Source organism: Methylobacterium phyllosphaerae, from assembly GCF_001936175.1.
GTDB lineage: Bacteria > Pseudomonadota > Alphaproteobacteria > Rhizobiales > Beijerinckiaceae > Methylobacterium > Methylobacterium fujisawaense.
Genome location: NZ_CP015368.1, coordinates 125,101 through 144,167, shown reverse-complemented (window position 1 = coordinate 144,167; position 19,067 = coordinate 125,101). Strand labels below are relative to the sequence as shown.

Below are 19,067 nucleotides of genomic sequence, written 5' to 3'. Positions count from 1 at the left end.
GCCGATCGGCCGGCGGGTTGTCATCTCCCGCTCACGCCGGCCGTCGATCCAGTTGCGCAGCGTCGAGAGCCCGACGCCGAGATCGGCGGCGACCTCGCGGCGGGACCGCCCGCTCGTCTGCGCTAAACGCACCGCCTCAGCACGAAACTCGGGGGTAAAGGTTTGCTTCCGGTCTGCCATCGGAACCCCCCTCCTTCAGGAAAAGAGCTCTCCACTTTTGCGGCTCTTCGTCATTTCGTGTGGCTTCCCCGTGCGTTCTCCGTTCGTGTGAGAAGGACGGAGCTTGGCGATGGCGCGGCTGCACGAGGTTCCCGGCTGCCGGGTACTCTCCATCGAAGACGGGCATGAGGCGAGCGTTGTCATGCACGTTCGCGGCTGTCGCTGCGCAGGACGATGTCCCGTTTGCGGCACGCTGAGCACCGCCCGTCACGGCTCCTATCAGCGGCACCCCGCCGATCTACCCTCCCTTGGACGCGCCGTTCGGCTCGACCTCACCGTCCGGCGTCTGCGCTGCCTCAACCCCTCCTGTCCCCGACGGACATTCTGCCTTCCTGCCCCTTCTCTCCTGGCTCCGCACGCCCGACGAACCCGACGCCTCGCCAAGGCCCAGCAGCGCGTCGGCTTGGCCATCAACGCTCGAGCCGGTGCGCGCCTGCTGGCAAATCTCTCCATGCCGGCGAGCGCCTCGACGCTGCTGCGCCTCATGCACGCCGCGCCCCTGCCGCGCGTTGCACGAGCGCGGGCAATCGGTGTCGACGACTGGGCCTGGCGTCGCGGGCGCGCCTGGGGCACGCTCGTCGTCGACCTCGACCATCATCGTGCCATCGATCTTCTGCCCGACCGCAACTCGGCGACCTTCGAGGCTTGGCTAGCGTCGCACACCGATCTGGAGATCGTCGCACGGGATCGGTCGACAGGCTACGCGCGTGCGGCCCAGGCCGTCGTCCCGCGTGCCCAGCAAGTCGCGGATCGCTGGCACCTCCTTCTGAACGCGCGCCAGATGCTGGAACGCTGGTTGGTCGGCGCTCATGCCCGCCTGCGCGCCCTTCCCGTCCCCTCCGGCGCGGCGGCTCCCGTTCCCAATTACGCCCGCGACCACGCTTTCCCGCGCAGCCGCACAGATCAAACTGCCGCGCAGGAGGCACAACGTTGGAGGGCCGTGCGTCATGCACAGGTGCAGCGCCGCCGCGCGGCCGGCGAGTCGATCATGGAAATCGCGCGCGCGATCCCTCTGGCACCGGCAACAGTGCGGCGCTACGCCTCCATGGAGAGGCCCCCGGAACGCGGCGAACGGCGGATTGGACCAAGCCAGCTCGACCCCTGGCTGGCCTATCTCGAGCGCCGCCGTGCCGAGGGCTGCGAGAACGGATTGCAGCTCCTGCGAGAGCTGCTCGAACGCGGTTACGCGGGCGGCTCGCGGCAGGTCCACAAATGGCTGCAGAGTCGACGGACGAAGGTCGCGATCACCACGCCGCGACGCTGGCGTGACGCCGTTCCCGGCATGACGGCCCCCGGCTGGGCCGAGCTGCCGGCGCGGCGCGAGCAACTGCCGGGATCGAAGGTCCTCGCCTGGATCATGACGGTGGCGCCGGACCGGCTGAGCCCGGCCGATAGCGCGCTTCTCGCGCGCATCGTGCAGGATCCAGACGCGGCCACGCTACACGGGCTGGTCCAGCGCTTCGTCGGGTTCGTACGCGAGGCCGGGAGGAAGGGGAACGGATCGTCCGCCCATGGCATCCGACGTCTGGCGGCGTTCGAGGCTTGGATCGTCGAGGCGAAGGCGAGCGGCATCCGCGCCGCGCAGACGTTCGCCAGCGGGCTCGTCGTTGATGCGGCCGCGGTAAGGGCGGCGTTGACGATGCCGTGGAGCAACGCTCAGTCCGAGGGCCAGATTACGAAACTGAAGCTGATCAAGCGACTGATGTACGGCCGGGCCGGCTTCGACCTCCTACGCCGTCGCGTGCTTCTGGCTCCTTGACCCACACGAAATGACGAAGAGCCACTTTTGCGAAGCAAGTCCACCATGTGCCTGCACGGCATCCCGGAGAACATCCGCTGCGATAATGGCCCTGAGATGATCTCCAAGGCGTTGCGCAAATGGGTCGCCAAAGCCGGAGCACAGATCCAGTACATCGCGCCGGGCTCGCCGTGGGAGAACGGGTACTGTGAGAGCTTCGATGGCAAGCTTCGCGATGAGTGCCTGAGGCAGGAGATCTTCTACTCTCTGAAGGAAGCGCAGATCGTGATCGGTCTTTGGCAAACTACATACAACCGCGTCCGATTGCACTCGTCCCTGGGCTATCGGCCGCCCGCGCCTGTCAGCTACCCGGATCTGGCCTTCCGGCTACTCATGGCAGCGGCCATGCAGTAGCCTCCCAATCGGCTCGGTCCAGAATACCGGTCAGGTCAATGACGAGTCCCCCGAGCTGGACCATCGCCAATGCTCCTCGTGCGCTCGCGAGGACTGATCATCAGAGAGGTGACGACGCTCGGCTGCCCGGTTCTGCGGGTCCGCCTCAGCGGAGGCGCGCGGGACCGGCAATTATTCAGCGGCGCCTCTGCCCATCATTCATCCAGCATCGACACATTCCCGCGCATAACGAAAAAGGCCCGGCCGAAGCCGAGCCTTGAGGTTCCTGAAGCACGGGGACCGGTGCCGAGACCGAAGCCCCGGCGCCGGTGAAGCGGCTTAGAAGTCGCGCTGGACGCGGAAGCGGAAGGTGGAGACGCTGTCCGCCGTCGTGGTCCGCGGCACGAAGGTGCCGTTGTTGATGCCGGCGACGTTGGCGTAAGCGGTCGGGCTCTTGTCGCGGTCGATCACGCGGCCGTTCTTGACGCCGATCTGGGTGTAGAAGCCCTCGACACCGATATCGAGGTCCTTCACCGGCGACCAGATGATGCTGCCGCCCGCCACGAACTGGTAGGTGTCGCGCAGCGCCTCGCTGAGCTGGTAGAACCGGGTGCCCGGCACGCCGACGCCGTTCACGCCGAACGAGTTGCCACCGGTGTTGTTCGCCAGCGCGAAGGCCGCGCCCTGGGCGAGACGAGCGCCGCTGCCGTAGCTCATCTCACCGTACGACCCGAAGAAGGCCGAGCGCCACTCCGGCGACCAATAGTGGAGGTACGAGGCCGTCGCGGTGAAGCTCGTCGACTGCTCCAGCTGACCCGTGAACGGATTGAGCGTCGCGTCGTTCATGTACAGAGGGCGTCGCCCGGCGCGATGAACGGCGTGTTGATCTTCAGGCCGCCCTGCACCGCCCAGCCGTACGAGTTGCTGGCGTGCGGGATGCTGATGTTCGAGCCGGTGCCGGTGCCGGCGCCGTTCGCCACGTTGCCGACGTTCAGCTCGTGGACGGCGGCCGAGACCTGAGCCGAGCCCCAGGCCTGGTCGAGGCGCAGGGCGCCGACGAAGTCGGGCATGCGCGAGCGCTGGATCACGTCGACGAAGCTGTACCGGGTCGGCACGCCGTTGGTGTAGCCGATGAACACCTCGGCCGGGGAGGACGTCTGTGCGAAGTTCGCGAGGTTGCCGTTGACCGTCACGCCAGCCGGATTGATGGTCTGCGAGAAGATCACGCTGCGGCGGAAGACCGGATCTTCGGCCGAGATCGTGGCGGACAGGCCGTTGCCGAACGTCGCCGTGTAAGCGAGCAAGTTGGTCGAGGCGACGTCGGAGCCGAGCGTGTTGCCGATGATTTCGAAGTCGTGGGCGTAGAAGTCGAAGAACGACGAGGCGCGACCGGCGGTCATGCCGGCGAACTGGATGAACGCCTTGTCGACGTTCACGTACTGCTGGGCGCGGCCGAACTGGTCGATGCCGAGGCCCGGGAAGGCCTGGCCGATGCGCTGCTGGGTGCCGGAGGTGCCGACGCCGGAGTAGCCGGTGCGGGAGCCGGCATCGAGGCGGACGAAGGCGCGCAGCGTGCCGTAGGCGGTCTGGGTGCGGGCATCCATGTTGATGCGCAAGCGGCCCTGGTAGCCCGACGTGTCGCCGTTGCTGCCCTGACGCGAGTAGCTGGTCATGTAGCCGCCCTCGAACCGGGCGCGGCCCGAGATGCGCAGGCAGGTGTCGGTGCCGGGGATATAAAAGAAGCCGGCGCCGTAGGCGCCGCAGACGCGGACGTACTCGATCGGGACCGCCTTCTTGACCGGCAGGTCGGCGGCATGAGCAGCACCCACCGCCGCGAACGCAGCAGCAGACCCGAGCAATGAGCTCTTCAAGAGCTTCATAGACATCTCCAAAGCTTCGAGACCCAATGATGCGGACGTGCCCGGTTGTCCGGGTCTAGCCGCACGTTCTGTAGGTTTGGCCCGCGTCTTAAGTGGCGGGCTCCTGCGGGCTCTCGCTTGGCGATGCCCCCGTGCACGATCACCATGTGCGAACACGTTCTGGGGAGCAACGCTGATTTCGTCTTCCTTCGCCAGTTCCAAAGCGTTGTTGCCTGAGTGCCACAATTCGGGAAGGTATTTGCCGGCAAAGGCTTGCTGTATCAACAGGGGCGCATCACTTTTCGGCACGCCTGCTGCGTTTCGCGGCACGTCAAGGTGGGCGGTGTGGAACGCAGCGTGTCTCCGGAACAAAATCGGTGTGATGTTATGTTGCAGGCCCGAGATTGGCCGAACTTGGATGTCGGCAGCAAATCTTCGCCGTTTCTCCAATAATGGGCAAAATTGATGACCGTGACGTCGACGACGCCCTTCGGCGGCATCAAGACTGAAGTCGTGATCCGAAAATACGGGCTTCTGCAGCCAACAAATTGGGCGGAAGATTGCGAAAGCGAGATGCGCCTTATGGATGATTTGTGGAATAAGCTCGTTTATATTAATGACGAATATATTTCTAAGTATATCAGTCTGATGTGTCAAGAAAAGAATTTCTCAGAGGCTAAATCTCAATACGACAATTCCGTCGCGGCAAGCGCTGCGGTATCCGACATTGCTTCGTCTAAGCGCCGACTCGCCATCATCCAGAAGGATGTAGCTCGTCGAATGGCCGATGCACTTCGTGCGTTGGAAACTTCTCGACGCGAGGAGGTCAAGGTGGCGCGCCAAGAGAGTGGTTTATGGTGGGGCAACTACAACGCGCTCGTCCGCTCATTTGAAAGGGCTCGAAGTGCGGCGATTCGAGGTGGTCAAACCATGCATCGTCGTTCCGGTGGAGGCGACGGCAGGATCACCAATACGCTCCAGGGTGGCGCCGCTGTCGAGGCTCTCTTCGATGGAAGTCTGAGCCAGATCATGGTGCGCCCGATATCGGCGCGCGCGTGGTTGTCCGAGATCCGCGGGGAGCGTCGCCGGCTTCAGCGCACTTTCCTTTCCGCAACCGTGTTTGTCCGAGATGGCGAGCGCCGCACGGTGACTTGGCCGATGATCATGCATCGGCCGATCCCGGCCCAATTGCCGCGTGAAGGAGGTCATCATCACGCGTCGCCGTCACGGTAATAGCTGGCGATGGGCTGCGAGCTTCATATGCACGCAACAGGCTGATCGAGCAGTCCCAGAACCGACTGGCGCGAAACGAATAGCAATCGATGTCGGCTGGCGTCGCGTTCCAGATGGCCTGCGGGTCGCGACGGTCGTCATCTCGGGACAGTCGCCGAGCTTCATCGTACTTCCCGCATCGATGCTCGAGTCTTTTTCGCTGATCGACGAGCTGCGGAGCCGACTACAGGCCAGCAATCGGCTGGGCATTGAGATGCTTCAAAGCGCAAATCTTGGGTCCTTTGCGCAACCTTTCCAGGATCTACTCCGTGACTTCCAATCAATCTCGGAAAAGCGGCCTGTCGATCTCGCTAAATTTTGCGAGAGTGATTTTTTTCTCTTGCAGGCCAGGGAGAACGTTGGGATGGACCTTTGGGCTTGGCGCAAGGGGCACAAACGGCTGACAGAGTGGCTGCGCAATCACCACAGAAAGACTGTTGGGCATAGGAATCACTTCTACCAGAACAAGATCATCGAAGCACTCGATCAAGCCTCCGAGGTTATCGTCAACGATGTGAAGGTTGGAGAGATCGCGGCTCGGAGAACGTCAAGATCAGAGAGTCCGTTCGTTCCGAACCGTGTAGGTCATTACCGGCGCATAGCTGCGCCGTCCGAACTCATTCGTGCGCTCAAGCTTCAAGCCGAGAAGCGGAAGATCGCCTTCAACAAGCTCGAAGCCGAGTCGCCGGTTCGGTGCCCGACGTGTGGTTCGCTATCTCGTAAGACGAGAGCCGATGCCCTGCCGCAGGTATGCGCAAACTGCGATTCAAGCTTCGATCAAGACGTCGTGGCATGCGAGTCGTTGCTATCGCCAGCCCCGACCGCCAGAACCACACGGTCCGTCAAAGCGCGTAGTGCGGCTGCGACGACATAGAGCGATGCCCAAGACCGCCCGAATCGAACTGCCCCGAACTGAGACAGCCTTCCCCAAACAGCAGATTTTCCTTCCAGAAACGATTCGTGCGGCGGAAATGGTCAACGTACCGAGCCAAGTCTGTGTCGAATAGGTGATGTAGAAGTTTTCGCTATGAAGCGGCGAAACGCGCGTGGGCCCACCTTCCCTTGGCTGGGGCCGCTAGTCAACTGTGATCCCATCGGGGCTGACCGCCTCGACATATCCGGCACGATCCGAGGTGAGATAGCTCCATATCGAAGTGCCTCCCCAACCCAGCAACCTATGGGCCGACGCGGTTCTCCGCCCGCATCCGACGCTGAGCTACTCGGTGCAATCCAGGTGCTCAGCGCGGATCTACCGACCTACGGCTATCGGCGCATCCATGCCCTTCTGCGCCGGCAGGCCGAGCGGGACGGTCGGCCTGCACCGAACGCAAAGCGGATCTACCGGGTCATGAAGGTGCACGGCCTCCTGCTCCAGCGACATGCGGGGGAACCGAGACGCGCTGTCACGAGGGCAAGGTGGCGGTGGCCACGCGCAACACCCGCTGGGCGGCTGCCCGTCCGGTCTCCCACTGGGTGGGATGCCCTCTGCTCGGACAGGCTGGAGATCGCGGCGGAGAACGGTGAGCGTGTGTGGGTCGCTTGCCCGCTCCACTGCTGCGACCGGGAGGCGATGAGCTGCGTGGCGACCATGGCGGGCATCACGGGCGAGGACGTCCGCGACCTGATGGTGGCCGCCGTCGAACACCGCTTCGGGCCAGTCAATCAATTGCCGAGCCTGATCGAGTGGCTGACTGATAACGTCCTACGTAGCGAGGAAGGACGGCTGGCTAGGCAACAGGTCTCCGTCCGCGAACATGCGCCCGCGGTGTGTTTGTCGTCAACGTCGATCCAGGCGGCTCCTGCCGATCCGGATGAACTCTCGGCCATAGCGAACACAGGATCCAGCCGATGCACGCGGCACCGTGGTCCTCACCGTCCTCAACACGAGATGTCGATCCAGGCAGGAGACCCGAGCATTATCTACAGGGTCGTGGTTCTCACGCCCTCACGGCTCTGCTGAGAGGGGTTCTCCCACCTGGCACCGGCCCCTCGACGAAGGGCCGGTAGTCGGCACCGGTCTTGATGACGGCGTGCACCACGCGCGCCATCTTGGCGGTGATCGCGGTCAGCGCCTTACGCCGCAGGTCGGCATTGTGCCGGTCGCGGGCGATGTAGCGCTCGAACTTGTCGCGGAAGCCGTTCTCCCGCTGCCGGATAGCGACCTGTCCGGCCAGCCAGAGCGTACGCCGGAGCCGGGCGTTGCCGTACTTCGACAGCTTGGTCTGGCCGCGGAAGGTGCCGGATTGCTGGGTGGCCAGATCGAGCCCGCAGAACTTCAGGAACTGCCGGTGATGGCCGAAGCGGCGCAGGTCACCCGCCTCAGCCAGGATGGTCAGGGCGTTGATCGGGCCGATGCCGGGGATGCGGCGCAGCAGCTTGTAGTCGGAGCTGTCGGTCAGGAGGGCGTCGGCCGTGGCCTCGATGGCATCGCGCTGCTGGATCAGCCCGCGCGCCTCGCCGATGACGAGCCGGAACATGCTCACCGCCGGAGCGTCAGGCGGCACCGGCAGGCCGATCGAGCTGCGGGCCGTCTCGTAGATGTCGCCGAGCAGTTGCGCCTTGGCGACCTTGCGCCCGACGACATCCCAGGCGGCAGCGATGAAGGCCTCCTTGCTCAGCGTGGTGATGCAGGCGGGCGTGGGGAAGCGATCGAGGAACGCGAAGAACCAGTCCGAGCGGCTGTTATGGCGGAAGCGGTCGACCTCCGGGAAGTATAGCGGCAGGTAGTGGGTCAGGATCCGATGCAGCACCTCGGTCTTGGCCTTTGAGACGGCGTCGTGCGTCTTGGACAGTTCCTGCACGTCGTTGATGCCGGCGGCGAGCGGGTCGTGGTAGACCTGCGATGCGCCGATGCGGATCATGTGCAGCATGACCTGGGCGTCCTTCGGGTCGTTCTTGTCCCAGCCGTTGTGCAGGGCCTCTCGGGTGCGGGCGAGCCCCACGGAGGAGATCAGGCGCACGGCAAAGCCGGCCTGGAGCAGGCGCCAGGCGATCGGGCGGTGATAGTTGCCGGTGGCCTCGAAGCCGCAGGTCACCGGCTGACCGAGGTCCGACAGCAGCGCGATCAGACGGTCGTGCTCGGCGCGGGTGTTGAGGACGCTCAACCGGCGTCGTCGGCCGGAGCCGGGCACCTCGATGAGGACCTCGTTGCGGGCCTTGGCGACGTCGATGGCTACGAGAACGCCGGCCGGCGGCGTAAGCTGTTGTCTGGTCATGGTCGATCCGTCTCCGGAATGAGGCTTCGAACACCGTCACTCTAGAGACCTGCCGATCGGCCATGACCGCCCAGGGCGGCGCGCTGCGCTCAGCATGGCTTCGCGCGCCGCCCCAGAACCGTCGAGCCATCTTCCCGATGTGCTACGGTAACTACTACGTGGCCCGCGACACGCGCCGCTTTGCCCACGAGCCCGGTCTGATACCAAAGACGACGCCGCTGGAGAGTCTACTGAGCAACGGCATGGCCGAGGCGTTCGTGCGAACCTTGAAACGCGACTATGTGTGTGTTTCGGTCCTGCCGGATGCCGAGAGCGTGCTGCGCCAGCTTCCCGTTTGGCTGGCGCACTAAAACTATCTTCACCCTCATCGCGCGTTGGGCTACCGCGCGCCACGCGAGTTCATCGCCCGATCAACCCAGGAGATCCTGTCCGGTCTTTAGATCCCATGATGAGTGGACAGCGGCCTGCATGAGAGCAACGTCGGTTCGCTAACAACCACTCTGGATGGAATTGCTATGTCAGCAACCTCACATCGAGCGCATGTTGCCATCCGCGTTGACCTTAGCGCGATATTCGTTTCGCTGGAACTATCGAAACCAACTTGACTGGTGACGTCACTTTCGCCGGGTAGCGAAAAGATCTCTCGCCACACGGTTCACGGCGGGGAGCTCTCAGCGCTGCTGAGCTGCTTGCAAGTCCTGCGTGAGAAGACACGCGCGCGCGATGGAAAGCTCTACCCAATCATCGTGATCCAAGAAGCTGGACTAGACGGTTTTTGGATCCACCAAGCCCTCGATACACAGGATTGGATCACGGGCCACGTAGTAGATGCCGCCTCAATTGAGGTATCGCGCCGGCATCGCCGAGCCAAAACCGATAAGATCGATGGAGGGGCACTGGTTCGCACTTTGATGGCGTGGATGCGTGGTGAACCCAGGGTTTGTTCGCTGGTTCGTGTGCCAACGTTTGAGGATGAAGATTGCCGTAGAATAGGGCGTGAGCGGAAGTCGCTGATCGAAGAGCGCGTCATGCACGTCAATCGCATAAAAGGGGCTTCTCTTCAGCGTTGGCATCCGAGGATATGAACCGATGCGCCGTGATCGGCGCAAGTGTCTCGATGGATTGCGGACCGGAGATGCCCGGCCGCTTCCCGCCCGCCTCAGAGCGCAGCTGATCTGGGAACTCGATCGGCTCGAACTACTGCTCGAACACATCAAACTCGTCGAAGCGGAACGCGATACCCTTATCGAGAATGACGGGGAGACTGTCCCTCGCACCATGCTCAGCCCTCTCAAGGGCATCGGAAGGGAATCTGCGAGCACGCTCGCAAGCGAGGGGCTGTTCCGGCACTTCGAGAACAGGCGGCAGGTCGCCGCTTATGCCGGGCTGGCCCCATCGCCATGGCGCCGCGGCTCGATCGATCGCGAACAAGGTGTTTCGAAAGCGGGAAATCCGAGATTGCGTACACGATGATCCAGCTCTCGTGGCTTTGCCTCCGCCACCGGCCAGGCTCAGCCTTGTCGCGCTGGTTCAACGAGCGAGTAAGCCGGAGCGGCGGCCGGGTCAAAAAGGTTGCCATTGTCGCCTTGGCTCGGAAGCGACTCGTCGCCTTGTCGAAATGCGCTGTCAGCGGCGTCATGATCGAGGGGGCCGTCATGACCAAGGCATAAAACCCCTCTCCTCAATCCCCAGGACCCAATCAGCCCTGGCGGTCCAGCTGAACGGACCGATTGCCCCTTTGGCCTCATCCGGCGATCTTTAGGGTCTGTCGTCACCTGAGGTGATCGAGGGCTGCGGCGAGGCAGAGGACGCCGCTGAAGCTGGCGGCGGTCTTTTCGTAGCGCGTGGCAACGGCTCGCCATTCCTTTAGCCGTGCCCAGAGCCGCTCGACGATGTTGCGGTTGGTGTAGATCCAGTCCGGGCAGCGCGCGGGAGCCTCGTTGCGCTTGGACGGGATGGCAGGTTTTGCCCCGGCGTTTCGGACGTGCTGCCGGAAGCGGTGGCTGGAGTGGCCCCGATCGGCCACGATCCATCCCGGAACGCCCGCTAGATGATCAAGTAAGGGCAGTGCGTGCGGCAGTTCATGGGCCTGCCCTGGCGCGATACGAAAGGCGATCGCGTGGCCTGCGCCGTCAGCGATCACGCAAGCCTTGGTCCCATAGCCGCCACGCGATCGGCTAAGAGCTTCACGATCGTCTCGCTCGGCTGCAGATCCCCCCTTTTGGCGGCGCCTGCCGCCTTCTGGTGCGGACGCATGTTGGTGCTACCGACCTAGCAATTCGGCGCTACGCTGCGCCATGACGAGTTAGCCGCGACCGCCCCCTTGGTTGACTTCAAGCGCGGCAACACACTGGTCGAGTAAGCGTGCCAGTCCGGAAAGAACGACTTCCGCCAAATCGACGGCATCATCTTAGAGAAGGTAAAAGTGCATCATCGCGAGCATGTCGCGTTCGCAGAGGAGGCGATTCAGCACGGCGGAATCGTCATGACGCATTTCGCTCCGTCTTGGTGGTCGATCGCGCCGGCCTACGTCACAAGCGAGGTAAACAGCTATTGCGCGACCGATCTTGAGGTGCTGATCACCCGGAAGTGCCCAACCCTATGGGTTCATAGCCACATTCTCGCCAGAAACGATTGCCGGATTGGTGAAACGACGGTGGTCTGCAACCTACCGGATACGAGGGCACCAACCACTATCTATTGCTGGTGCATGGCTAGCCTAAGCGCGCCGTCACCACCAAGCAGCCTGCTTCATCCTAGATGATACGCACTGCGCTCCCCGCCAGGCCCCTACCCTTCTTGGTTAACCGTGCAGTGCCATTGCGGTTTTCCACAAGGCGCGTCAGGAAGAGCGCGCTTAAGGCAAAGCTGCCATTAGTGCCGGTCCAACGATGACCGGTTATCCTGCCAGTTGCAGCCGAGCAGCTCCAGCCAGTGGATCGCATCATCATTCGCCCGATCGGTCTCGGTAAAGGTAATCCCAAACGACTGCCTGGTGGCGTCTCCATTGCCATGGCGGGTTGGCCTGCCTATCCGCCTATAGCCCCCTTCCCTGCTGGCAGGCGGCGGCTCTGAAGCCGGGCATTGTCTGATCGCTATCATAGCGCGCATATTCCCATGCTGCACTTGCCGCGACCATCGCTTCGCTCATGTCCGTGCCGCCGGCCCTGATCAAGCCGACCAGACCATCATAGCGACGGCCGTGCAGGTCGATGTCGACGAGCTTGCCGCACACCATCACGCACATTACGTCTCGCTCTGGTGTGCCGTAGGGCTGGTCGATCTCCATTGCGCCAGCTTCCGCTACCCTGACTTCGATATTGGCCCGGACCGCCGCAAGTGTGGAGGTGTCGCCATTGTGGAGCTAAGGACGAAAGCCTGGAACGCGACATAAGGGAGCGGCGCAAGATGAATGAAGGCAGCAAGGAGCTTTTCATGCTGTCAGCATACGAAGCGCAACACGAAATTTGGTTGCGTATTTTGAAGCCGCAGTTAGCCGCGGCTAACTCTGGTCGCTCCAGTTAGCCGCGGCTAACACCAGATCGCCCGTCCGTCGTCCCCTGCCCTCTCCGCGCAAGGCCTTGCCAGCTGGCCGAGAATCGCATCTACAGGGTAAGAAGCGCAAATCACTCGATTCTGCGCCGAAAACCGAGGCTGGCGGTGGCAGGCGATACGGCGAAAAACACCGATTCTCTGCCGGAACTGAAGACGCTTGTGCAGCAGCACGGAGCCAGTCTTTCCGCGCAGCTTCTTGCCCACCACCGTAACACCTTCCCACCGGAAGCTGAAAAAACCATTCGCGCTTTCAGCCCGGCGGAAACGGCGAAGCTGCTCGGCATCCACGAGTCCTACCTCCGGCAGGTGGCCACCGACGCACAGGCCGCGACGATCAAAAACGGCCGCCGGAGCTATTCAGTCCAGGACATCGCGGATCTCCGCCGCACGCTCGATCACGGTCCGCGCAGCGCGCGCCGCTACCTGCCGCATCGCTCCGGTTCGGAGCACATGCAGGTAATTACGGTCATGAATTTTAAGGGCGGGTCTGGGAAGACGACCACCTCGGCGCATCTCGCCCAATATCTGGCCCTGCATGGCTACCGGGTCCTCGCCATCGATCTCGATCCGCAGGCCAGCCTTTCAGCCTTGTTCGGCCACCAGCCTGAGACTCATGTCGGCCCGGGCGAAACTCTATACGGGGCGATCCGGTACGACGACGAGAACCGAAAGCCGATCGCGGAAATCGTGCGCGGGACGTACATTCCGGACCTCCATCTGATCCCCGGAAATCTGGAACTGATGGAGTTCGAGCATGACACGCCGCGCGCGCTCCAGAACCGGCAGGCGGGCGATACGCTGTTCTTCGCCCGGATCGGACAGGCCCTCGGACAGGTCCAGAACCTGTACGATGTCGTCGTCATCGATTGCCCGCCGCAGCTCGGTTATCTCACCCTATCCGCACTGACGGCTGCGACGGCGGTTCTGATCACCGTCCACCCGCAGATGCTCGACGTCATGTCGATGTCCCAGTTCCTCCAGATGACCGGCGATCTCCTCGACGAGGTTTCCCGGCACGGCGCGTCCACCAACTACGACTGGATGCGCTATCTCGTGACCCGGTTCGAGCCGGGCGACGGCCCGCAGAACCAGATGGTCGCCTTCCTGCGATCCATTTTCGGCGAGCATGTCCTGATCCATCCAATGCTGAAGAGCACCGCGATCTCGGATGCGGGGCTGACCAACCAAACCATCTTCGAGGTCGAGCGCGGGCAGTTCACCCGCTCGACGTATGACCGCGCCTTGGAGTCTGTGAACAACGTGAACGCTGAGATCGAAGCCCAGATCAGGAAGGCATGGGGGAGGGCGGCTTGAGCCGGAAAGCTCTGTTCACATCGTTGCCGCCTGCGGCAGCATCCGATGCACCGAAGCCCGCGGTCTCGGCCCAGCCGCCGAGCCGCACCCGTCCACTCATGGGGTCCGCTGGCCTGATCCCAGATGCGCAGCCGGTCGGAGCCGTCGGCAAATCGTTGAGCGAGATGTCCGAGCGTGCGAAACGCGCCGAAGAGATCGAGCGCAGGCTGACGGCAGGGCAGACGATTGTCGAACTTGATCCCGATCTGATCGACCCGTCTTTTGTGGCGGACCGCATGGAGATCGCGCCGGAAGCTCTGAAAAGCCTGCGTGAGAAGATCGAGGCAAACGGCCAGCTCAACCCGATCATGGTTCGGCCACATCCCGAGGTAGCTGGCCGGTATCAGGTCGCGTTCGGCCATCGCCGTCTGCGAGCCATTAAGGATATCGGCCGCGAGGTCCGTGCCGTCGTTCGAGAGATGTCGGATGAGGAACTGGTCATCGCGCAGGGCCAGGAGAACCACGAGCGCGAGGACCTTTCGTACATCGAGAAATGCGTGTTTGCGTCCCGCCTTGAGCAGCGCGGGTTCAGCCGGGCGACGATCATGTCTGCGCTCTCGGTCTACAAGAGCGACCTCTCGAACATGCTTTCCGTCGCGAAGATCCCGGAAGGGGTCATCGAGGCGATAGGCCCGGCACCCGGCACAGGCCGGCGCGGGTGGATAGAATTGGCCGGTCTCGTTGACGATCACACCGTCGCAATCAACCGTGCCATCCGAAATGCCGACTTCGCCAGCATGGACAGTGACAGTCGGTTCAAGGCCGTCCTGACCGCGACCAAGGCCGCGCCCGACAGGGCAAGCACCGAGGTCTGGATGTCGAAGGGCAAACCGCTCGCCAAGGTCACCCTTGGCGGGAACAAGGTCGCGCTGTCGATCGACCGGAAGAAGTCGCCTGAGTTCGCTGACTTCGTCCTCAATCGCCTCCGCGATCTCTACCAGGAGTTCGAGGCCACCCGGTCTTGATACCTACTCTTTAACCCGGAGCAACCGGCACAGAAAAAAGGCCCCCGAAGCGTTTCCGCCCGGAAGCCCTTTCTCAGTTCGTTTGGCGACTGCTGAGATCCCACTTCCGCACACTTCTGTCAAGGCAGGACGCCGTTTCGGCGACCGGATTTCTATGCCCAAACGAGGCATGGACGATGGATCACATAACGACGCCCTTTGGGCGGCGAACGCTGTCGCCTGGTATGGTGGCAGCGCAGGTCGGCGCACGAGCGACCGAGGGCAAGGTTGCGCATAAGTGGAAGACCTTCCGCGCGATTGCGGAGGCCAAGGAGGCGCTGGGCATATCGGACCGGACACTGGTCGTGCTCAACGCGCTGCTGACGTGCCTGCCTGAGACGGCGATGGTAGCGGGCAATCTCGTCGTGTTCCCATCGAACAAGGCGCTATCGCTGCGCGCGCACGGAATGGCGGAGACCACCTTGCGCCGCCATCTCGGCGCGCTGGTACAGGCCGGTCTCGTCGTCCGCCGGGACAGCCCGAACGGCAAGCGATACGCCCTGAGGGGAGGGGAGGGGGTCGAGCAGGCTTACGGCTTAGACCTGTCGCCCGTGCTGGCGCGCGCCGAGGAGTTCGATCATCTGGCGGCCGAGGCGGCGGCCGAACGGCGCGCATCCGCGCTCGCTCGGGGACGGGTAACGATATACCGTCGCGACATCGCGAAGATGATCGAGGCTGGCGCAGCGGCGGGCGCGGTATGGCAATCGTACCGCGAAGCCTTCGCGCCCCTCTGCTTCCGGCTTCCCCGGAGAGTCACCGCGGCGAGCTTGGCCCCGCTGCTGGCTGATCTCCACAGCCTCGCAAGTGAGCTGGGGAGAGCCCTGGAAGGATTGCTCAAAACACAGAATCTGGACGGCAATGCCAGCCAATCCGGCGTGCATATCGAGAATTCAAAACCAGAAGGTATTATTGTTGTTGAACCCGCTCCCGAGGATCAGGGTCCGGGTAGGACAGTTCGCGATCTGCCACTGGCTTTGGTTAAATCAGCCTGTCCTGACATCGTCCTGTACGATCGCGGCAGCGTCGCGACTTGGCGCGACCTGATCTCGACCGCCGGGCTGGTCCGGGGCATGCTCGGCGTCAGCGCGTCGGCATGGGAGGATGCCAAGGACACCATGGGGCCGGAGAATGCGGCGGCCGTCATCGCTGGAATCCTGCAGCGGGCCGAGGCAATCAAAAGCCCAGGCGGCTACCTGCGCGGCCTGACGGAGAAGAGCAGGGCAGGGCAGTTCTCGCCCTGGCCGATGATGCTGGCGTTGCTGCGTCAGTCGTCACCCGGCCCGAAATCCGGCTCTCCGTTATCGGGTTCGAGGGGAGGGGGCTCGTCGTGTGACGGCTCGTAGGTGGCAGACTCGGCCGGCGCGCGCAGACCGATGATCTCGTTGACGTAGCGATCGGCGGGCTGCATTTCCGTGTCCGGTCGCTCCCGGGCTGACGCGATCTCGTCGGCCAGCATCGGGGCAGACAGCGTTACGCGACCACGCTGCCCGCGGTCATGGGCGAGCGCGAGGAGGTCGACGGCGATGCGGCAGGCCTGTCGCTCGGGAAGCGCGGCACGCAGGGCCTCGAAGGCGTGCCGATAGGGTGGGCGCGGGAAGAGCCGGTCGCGGTAGACGAGGTTGAGCAGCGCCATCGGCTTGCGCCGGAGGGCGTGGATGACGTGGTGGTAGTCGACGACCTGATCGTGCCGTCCGTCCGGATGAGCCCGCCCCCGCGGTAAAGTGAGGAGGTGAGAACCGCCGACGAAGACGTCGAGGCGGTCATCGTAGAGGCGCACGCGCAGGCTGTGGCCGATCAGGCGCGAGGGCACGGTGTAGAACACCTTGCGCAGGCGGAACCCGCCGGCCGAGGAGACGCGCACGCTGACCTGCTCGTAGTCGCACGAGCGCCGCTCGGGCAATCGTCCCAGGGCGGCCCGCTCGCTGTCGATGCGCTTCGCTTGGCGGGCGTTGCGGCGCCCGACGAGCTCGTCGACGAAGGTGCGGTAGGCGGTCAGGTCGGGGAAGTCCGTGCTGGCGCGCTTGAGGTGCCCGTGTGGACCCTCGACCGAGCCGTTCTCGTGGGCGAGGCCGGTGTTGTTGCGGGTCGGCGTCATGCCGTAGTGGGCGCACAGGGCTTCGTAGCGGCGGGTGAGATCCTCCTGGGCGGCCTTGTCGAGGTTGCGGAAGGCGGCCGAGAGGCTGTCGGTGCGGTGCTCGCGCGGCACGCCTCCCAAGGACCAGAGGGCATTCTGCAGTCCTTCGGCCAGCGCTACGGAGCTCTCGCCGCCGAGCACGACGTGGGCGTGCTCGAAGCCGGAGTAGGCGAGCCGGAAGTGGTAGAGCCGATGGTCGAGGCGCAGGCCAGCGATGGTGACGCCGAGATCGGCCATGTCGGTAAAGTCCGACAGCTCATCCGGCCAGGCTCGTAGATCTGACGGAAGATGATGTCCTGGTCGGCTCCGTGCACGGCGCGCCAGGCCCGGATGCGCCGCTCCAAGGTGCGGCGGACCCCTTCGCCTAGATTGGGATGACGGCGCAGGATCTCCTCGAAGACCGCCACCGGCCTCAGGCCGGGCGCGGCCTCGAGCAGTGGCACGATCTCGGCCTCAAACACCTCGGCGAGAGGATCGGGCCGTCGTCGGCCGCTTGGGCCTTCTTGGCCGAGGGCAGGCGCGGATCGGCGCTGATGCGATGGCCGGTGGCGGGACTGAAGGTAGCCTTGGCGGCGGCCGCGGCGACGCTGTTGCTCTGACGGAACTGCATGAAGAGCCTCATCTGGTGATCGGTCACGTGGCGGCCGGGCACGGGCAGGCTCCTCGTCGTGAGGGTCCTTGCTCGTCGCCAGCTGGCCGCTCTCACCAGACGGCATGGCCCTCGGGGGGCTCGCCAACGGCGATCTGATGCCTCCGGTCGGGCTCCGCCCTCCATCCATCATCAGATCGGCGGTTCCTCTCACCTTGATTGACGCGCTGGTCTCATCCTGATTGCCGCGCTGCAGGCTACCCGTCAGCGGCCGGGTTGCAGGTCGATCAGGGAGTTCGAAGGCGACAGCCGGATCCTGACAGCTGTCAGGATCGTGTGGCTACCCGTCAGCGGCCGGGATGTCGGTCCGTTGGATGTCGGGAGCATGCGGTACGTGACAAGCACCTCGCTGGCGGCCGCGCGCTGCGCGAGATCGGACGCCTTGCGCTCGGTCTCGAGGCGGCTCCCGGCGTCCATCGGCCACGCCCGCAAGCCGAGTGCACCTCGGCCGAGCCGTCAGGATCGTAGACCAGCCCCAGGATCTTGCGCCCTGGCAGCCCCAGCCATCTTTCCGCATGGATAGCGGCAAGCCGCGCGTGGGCGGCGTACGGATCGCTGTCGACCTGGCGGCTGCCGATCGCTCGTAGCACGGGTGAGCGGTTCATTTGGGCTACCGGCAGGATCGCCGCGACGCCCTCGGTCGGGTGGATGTCCACAACAGGGCGCCGGCCGCCTGTCAGTTCACGCAACGGTGCGTGAGAGGGCTGCAGGACGAGGTAGCTATCGTCGAGATAGTCCTCCAAGGCGACGACCAGTTCGAACTCGAGGTCCGGGAGGTCGAAACGCGGTACGGGCGGGTGGAGCCGGACCATGTTTCAGATCCCGCTCAGGAGCAGGGATATGCCGATGCTGAGTGCGGCCGCGAACAGGAGGTCGCCCGTCACTAAGGCTACGAAGGTCGTTACCCAGAAACCCATCGGTCCGGCGCATTCAAAATAGGCGTCGCGAAAGGTCATAGATCACTTACTCGAAAGATACTGAGTCAGTGATACAGTGGTCTTCTGAAAGTCGAATTGATTTGAATGATAGATTTTTAGCTATCGCCGCTCTTTCCTCCCGGCATTCTAGCTGTTTTGCCAATAGACAGGAATTTGCAGTCAATCTGCAAATCGTTCTTCGTGACCAGTCGGTTCTATAGCTGAAACGTCAGCTGTCTTTGTCGATGTATGTCATGAGTCTTCTGATGGCGCCCTCTGTAGGAGATCCACGGCCATCGCACCAGCCTTTATATGTGGTCGCCGGGACGCGCAGTTCGCGCGCGGCGGCGGCCCGGCCGCCCGGGATGCCGGCGTGCCAGGCCTTGAGGCACTCGCCGAACGGACGTGGGTCCGTCTCCCAGTCGACGATAGGCCGATCCGGGCAGGCGGACAGGGCAATTTCGTTGCCAGCGTCCTTCGTCAGGAATGGGTCTAGGCGCGGGTCGTCGGCCGCTATGCGGCCGTAGCCGACGGGCATGTCGAACCTGGAGAACAGGGTCGCCACGTTGCCGGCTGGGTCGACCCCTTGCGGTGGCTTGAACACGGCTGCCAAGGGCTCGCCGACGAGTTCCTTGCGGCCCAGAAGGGTGCGGTAGGCAGCCATGGCGGCGTCCGGCGCCTGAAACGTAGCGCTCTCGACGATGCGGCCGTTGTCGTGGGCCCGCAGGCGCACGATCCAGGTCATGGGTCTCTCCAGGC

Annotated in this window: 13 protein-coding genes and 7 pseudogenes; 11 read left to right on the top strand and 9 right to left on the bottom strand. The window is 63.7% G+C overall.

Going from position 1 to position 19,067, the window contains the following annotated elements; translation table 11 throughout:
- Window position 1: 1 nt before the first annotated feature.
- Window positions 2–180: pseudogene (locus MCBMB27_RS28995) on the bottom strand (transposase); the annotation flags it as partial.
- Between the two features lie 103 nt (window positions 181–283).
- Between MCBMB27_RS28995 and MCBMB27_RS28315 the strand changes: the two are divergent.
- Entirely contained in the window at window positions 284–1,978 is a 1,695-nt protein-coding gene (locus MCBMB27_RS28315; protein ID WP_083683984.1) for an ISL3 family transposase, read from the top strand.
- A 51-nt stretch (window positions 1,979–2,029) separates the two neighbouring features.
- Window positions 2,030–2,371, top strand: a pseudogene (locus MCBMB27_RS28310) (integrase core domain-containing protein); the annotation flags it as partial.
- 318 nt (window positions 2,372–2,689) lie between these two features.
- Here MCBMB27_RS28310 and MCBMB27_RS28305 read toward each other — a convergent pair.
- Window positions 2,690–4,230: pseudogene (locus tag MCBMB27_RS28305) on the bottom strand (porin).
- Between the two features lie 444 nt (window positions 4,231–4,674).
- Here MCBMB27_RS28305 and MCBMB27_RS30000 point away from each other — a divergent pair.
- The 4 genes and pseudogenes from MCBMB27_RS30000 to MCBMB27_RS30745 all read left to right on the top strand — a co-directional run bounded on the left by MCBMB27_RS30000 (window position 4,675) and on the right by MCBMB27_RS30745 (window position 7,441).
- The gene (locus MCBMB27_RS30000) at window positions 4,675–5,442 is read left to right on the top strand and encodes a hypothetical protein (protein ID WP_159020424.1); all 768 of its coding nucleotides are present in this window, start codon (window positions 4,675–4,677) and stop codon (window positions 5,440–5,442) included.
- The gene (locus MCBMB27_RS29995; protein WP_159020422.1) at window positions 5,405–6,355 is read left to right on the top strand and encodes a hypothetical protein; all 951 of its coding nucleotides are present in this window, start codon (window positions 5,405–5,407) and stop codon (window positions 6,353–6,355) included. The genes MCBMB27_RS30000 and MCBMB27_RS29995 overlap by 38 nt, the downstream gene beginning before the upstream one ends.
- A 153-nt stretch (window positions 6,356–6,508) precedes the next feature.
- A pseudogene (locus MCBMB27_RS31070) lies at window positions 6,509–6,847 on the top strand (IS3 family transposase); the annotation flags it as partial.
- A gap of 213 nt (window positions 6,848–7,060) precedes the next feature.
- The gene (locus MCBMB27_RS30745; protein ID WP_236953031.1) at window positions 7,061–7,441 is read left to right on the top strand and encodes a hypothetical protein; all 381 of its coding nucleotides are present in this window, start codon (window positions 7,061–7,063) and stop codon (window positions 7,439–7,441) included.
- Here the strand turns inward: MCBMB27_RS30745 and MCBMB27_RS28295 are convergent.
- Entirely contained in the window at window positions 7,419–8,696 is a 1,278-nt protein-coding gene (locus tag MCBMB27_RS28295) for an IS110 family RNA-guided transposase (RefSeq protein ID WP_083683977.1), read from the bottom strand. The genes MCBMB27_RS30745 and MCBMB27_RS28295 overlap by 23 nt on opposite strands.
- A gap of 62 nt (window positions 8,697–8,758) precedes the next feature.
- On the opposite strand from MCBMB27_RS28295, the gene MCBMB27_RS28290 reads away from it, so the two are divergent.
- Both MCBMB27_RS28290 and MCBMB27_RS28285 read left to right on the top strand, forming a co-directional pair.
- Window positions 8,759–9,046: a hypothetical protein gene (locus MCBMB27_RS28290; RefSeq protein WP_075382217.1), complete on the top strand. Its 288-nt coding sequence runs from the start codon at window positions 8,759–8,761 to the stop codon at window positions 9,044–9,046.
- A 165-nt stretch (window positions 9,047–9,211) separates the two neighbouring features.
- Window positions 9,212–10,366 (top strand): annotated as a pseudogene (locus MCBMB27_RS28285) (IS110 family RNA-guided transposase).
- Window positions 10,367–10,467: 101 nt separating this feature from the next.
- Here the strand turns inward: MCBMB27_RS28285 and MCBMB27_RS28280 are convergent.
- A pseudogene (locus MCBMB27_RS28280) lies at window positions 10,468–10,958 on the bottom strand (IS5 family transposase); the annotation flags it as partial.
- A gap of 775 nt (window positions 10,959–11,733) precedes the next feature.
- On the bottom strand, window positions 11,734–11,985 hold the full coding sequence (locus MCBMB27_RS28270) for a thermonuclease family protein (RefSeq protein ID WP_075382215.1): 252 nt from the start codon (window positions 11,983–11,985) through the stop codon (window positions 11,734–11,736).
- Window positions 11,986–12,356: 371 nt separating this feature from the next.
- Between MCBMB27_RS28270 and repA the strand changes: the two genes are divergently transcribed.
- The 3 genes from repA to repC all read left to right on the top strand — a co-directional run bounded on the left by repA (window position 12,357) and on the right by repC (window position 15,951).
- Window positions 12,357–13,565, top strand: a complete 1,209-nt coding sequence (repA, locus tag MCBMB27_RS28265) for a plasmid partitioning protein RepA (RefSeq protein WP_075382214.1) — start codon at window positions 12,357–12,359, stop codon at window positions 13,563–13,565.
- Entirely contained in the window at window positions 13,562–14,569 is a 1,008-nt protein-coding gene (gene repB / locus MCBMB27_RS28260) for a plasmid partitioning protein RepB (protein ID WP_075382228.1), read from the top strand. The genes repA and repB overlap by 4 nt, the downstream gene beginning before the upstream one ends.
- Before the next feature lie 176 nt (window positions 14,570–14,745).
- Window positions 14,746–15,951 (top strand): plasmid replication protein RepC, encoded by a 1,206-nt coding sequence (gene repC, locus MCBMB27_RS28255; RefSeq protein ID WP_075382213.1) that lies wholly within the window; start codon window positions 14,746–14,748, stop codon window positions 15,949–15,951.
- Between the two features lie 146 nt (window positions 15,952–16,097).
- Here repC and istA read toward each other — a convergent pair.
- The 4 genes and pseudogenes from istA to MCBMB27_RS28235 form a co-directional block, all read right to left on the bottom strand.
- A pseudogene (istA, locus tag MCBMB27_RS28250) lies at window positions 16,098–17,394 on the bottom strand (IS21 family transposase); the annotation flags it as partial.
- Between the two features lie 201 nt (window positions 17,395–17,595).
- Window positions 17,596–17,808: a hypothetical protein gene (locus tag MCBMB27_RS28245; RefSeq protein ID WP_075382212.1), complete on the bottom strand. Its 213-nt coding sequence runs from the start codon at window positions 17,806–17,808 to the stop codon at window positions 17,596–17,598.
- Window positions 17,809–18,206: 398 nt separating this feature from the next.
- On the bottom strand, window positions 18,207–18,347 hold the full coding sequence (locus MCBMB27_RS29990) for a hypothetical protein (protein ID WP_159020418.1): 141 nt from the start codon (window positions 18,345–18,347) through the stop codon (window positions 18,207–18,209).
- A gap of 190 nt (window positions 18,348–18,537) precedes the next feature.
- Window positions 18,538–19,053, bottom strand: coding sequence for a hypothetical protein (locus MCBMB27_RS28235; protein WP_075382210.1), 516 nt, complete (start codon window positions 19,051–19,053; stop codon window positions 18,538–18,540).
- Window positions 19,054–19,067: the final 14 nt, after the last annotated feature.

Coding starts and splice junctions, on each gene's coding strand:
- MCBMB27_RS30000 (WP_159020424.1), top strand. CDS start 4,675: ATGACCGTGACGTCGACGACGCCCTTCGGCGGCATCAAGACTGAAGTC.
- MCBMB27_RS28295 (WP_083683977.1), bottom strand. CDS start 8,696: ATGACCAGACAACAGCTTACGCCGCCGGCCGGCGTTCTCGTAGCCATC.
- MCBMB27_RS28290 (WP_075382217.1), top strand. CDS start 8,759: ATGACCGCCCAGGGCGGCGCGCTGCGCTCAGCATGGCTTCGCGCGCCG.
- MCBMB27_RS28270 (WP_075382215.1), bottom strand. CDS start 11,985: ATGGAGATCGACCAGCCCTACGGCACACCAGAGCGAGACGTAATGTGC.
- repC (WP_075382213.1), top strand. CDS start 14,746: ATGGATCACATAACGACGCCCTTTGGGCGGCGAACGCTGTCGCCTGGT.
- MCBMB27_RS28245 (WP_075382212.1), bottom strand. CDS start 17,808: ATGGACGCCGGGAGCCGCCTCGAGACCGAGCGCAAGGCGTCCGATCTC.
- MCBMB27_RS29990 (WP_159020418.1), bottom strand. CDS start 18,347: ATGACCTTTCGCGACGCCTATTTTGAATGCGCCGGACCGATGGGTTTC.
- MCBMB27_RS28235 (WP_075382210.1), bottom strand. CDS start 19,053: ATGACCTGGATCGTGCGCCTGCGGGCCCACGACAACGGCCGCATCGTC.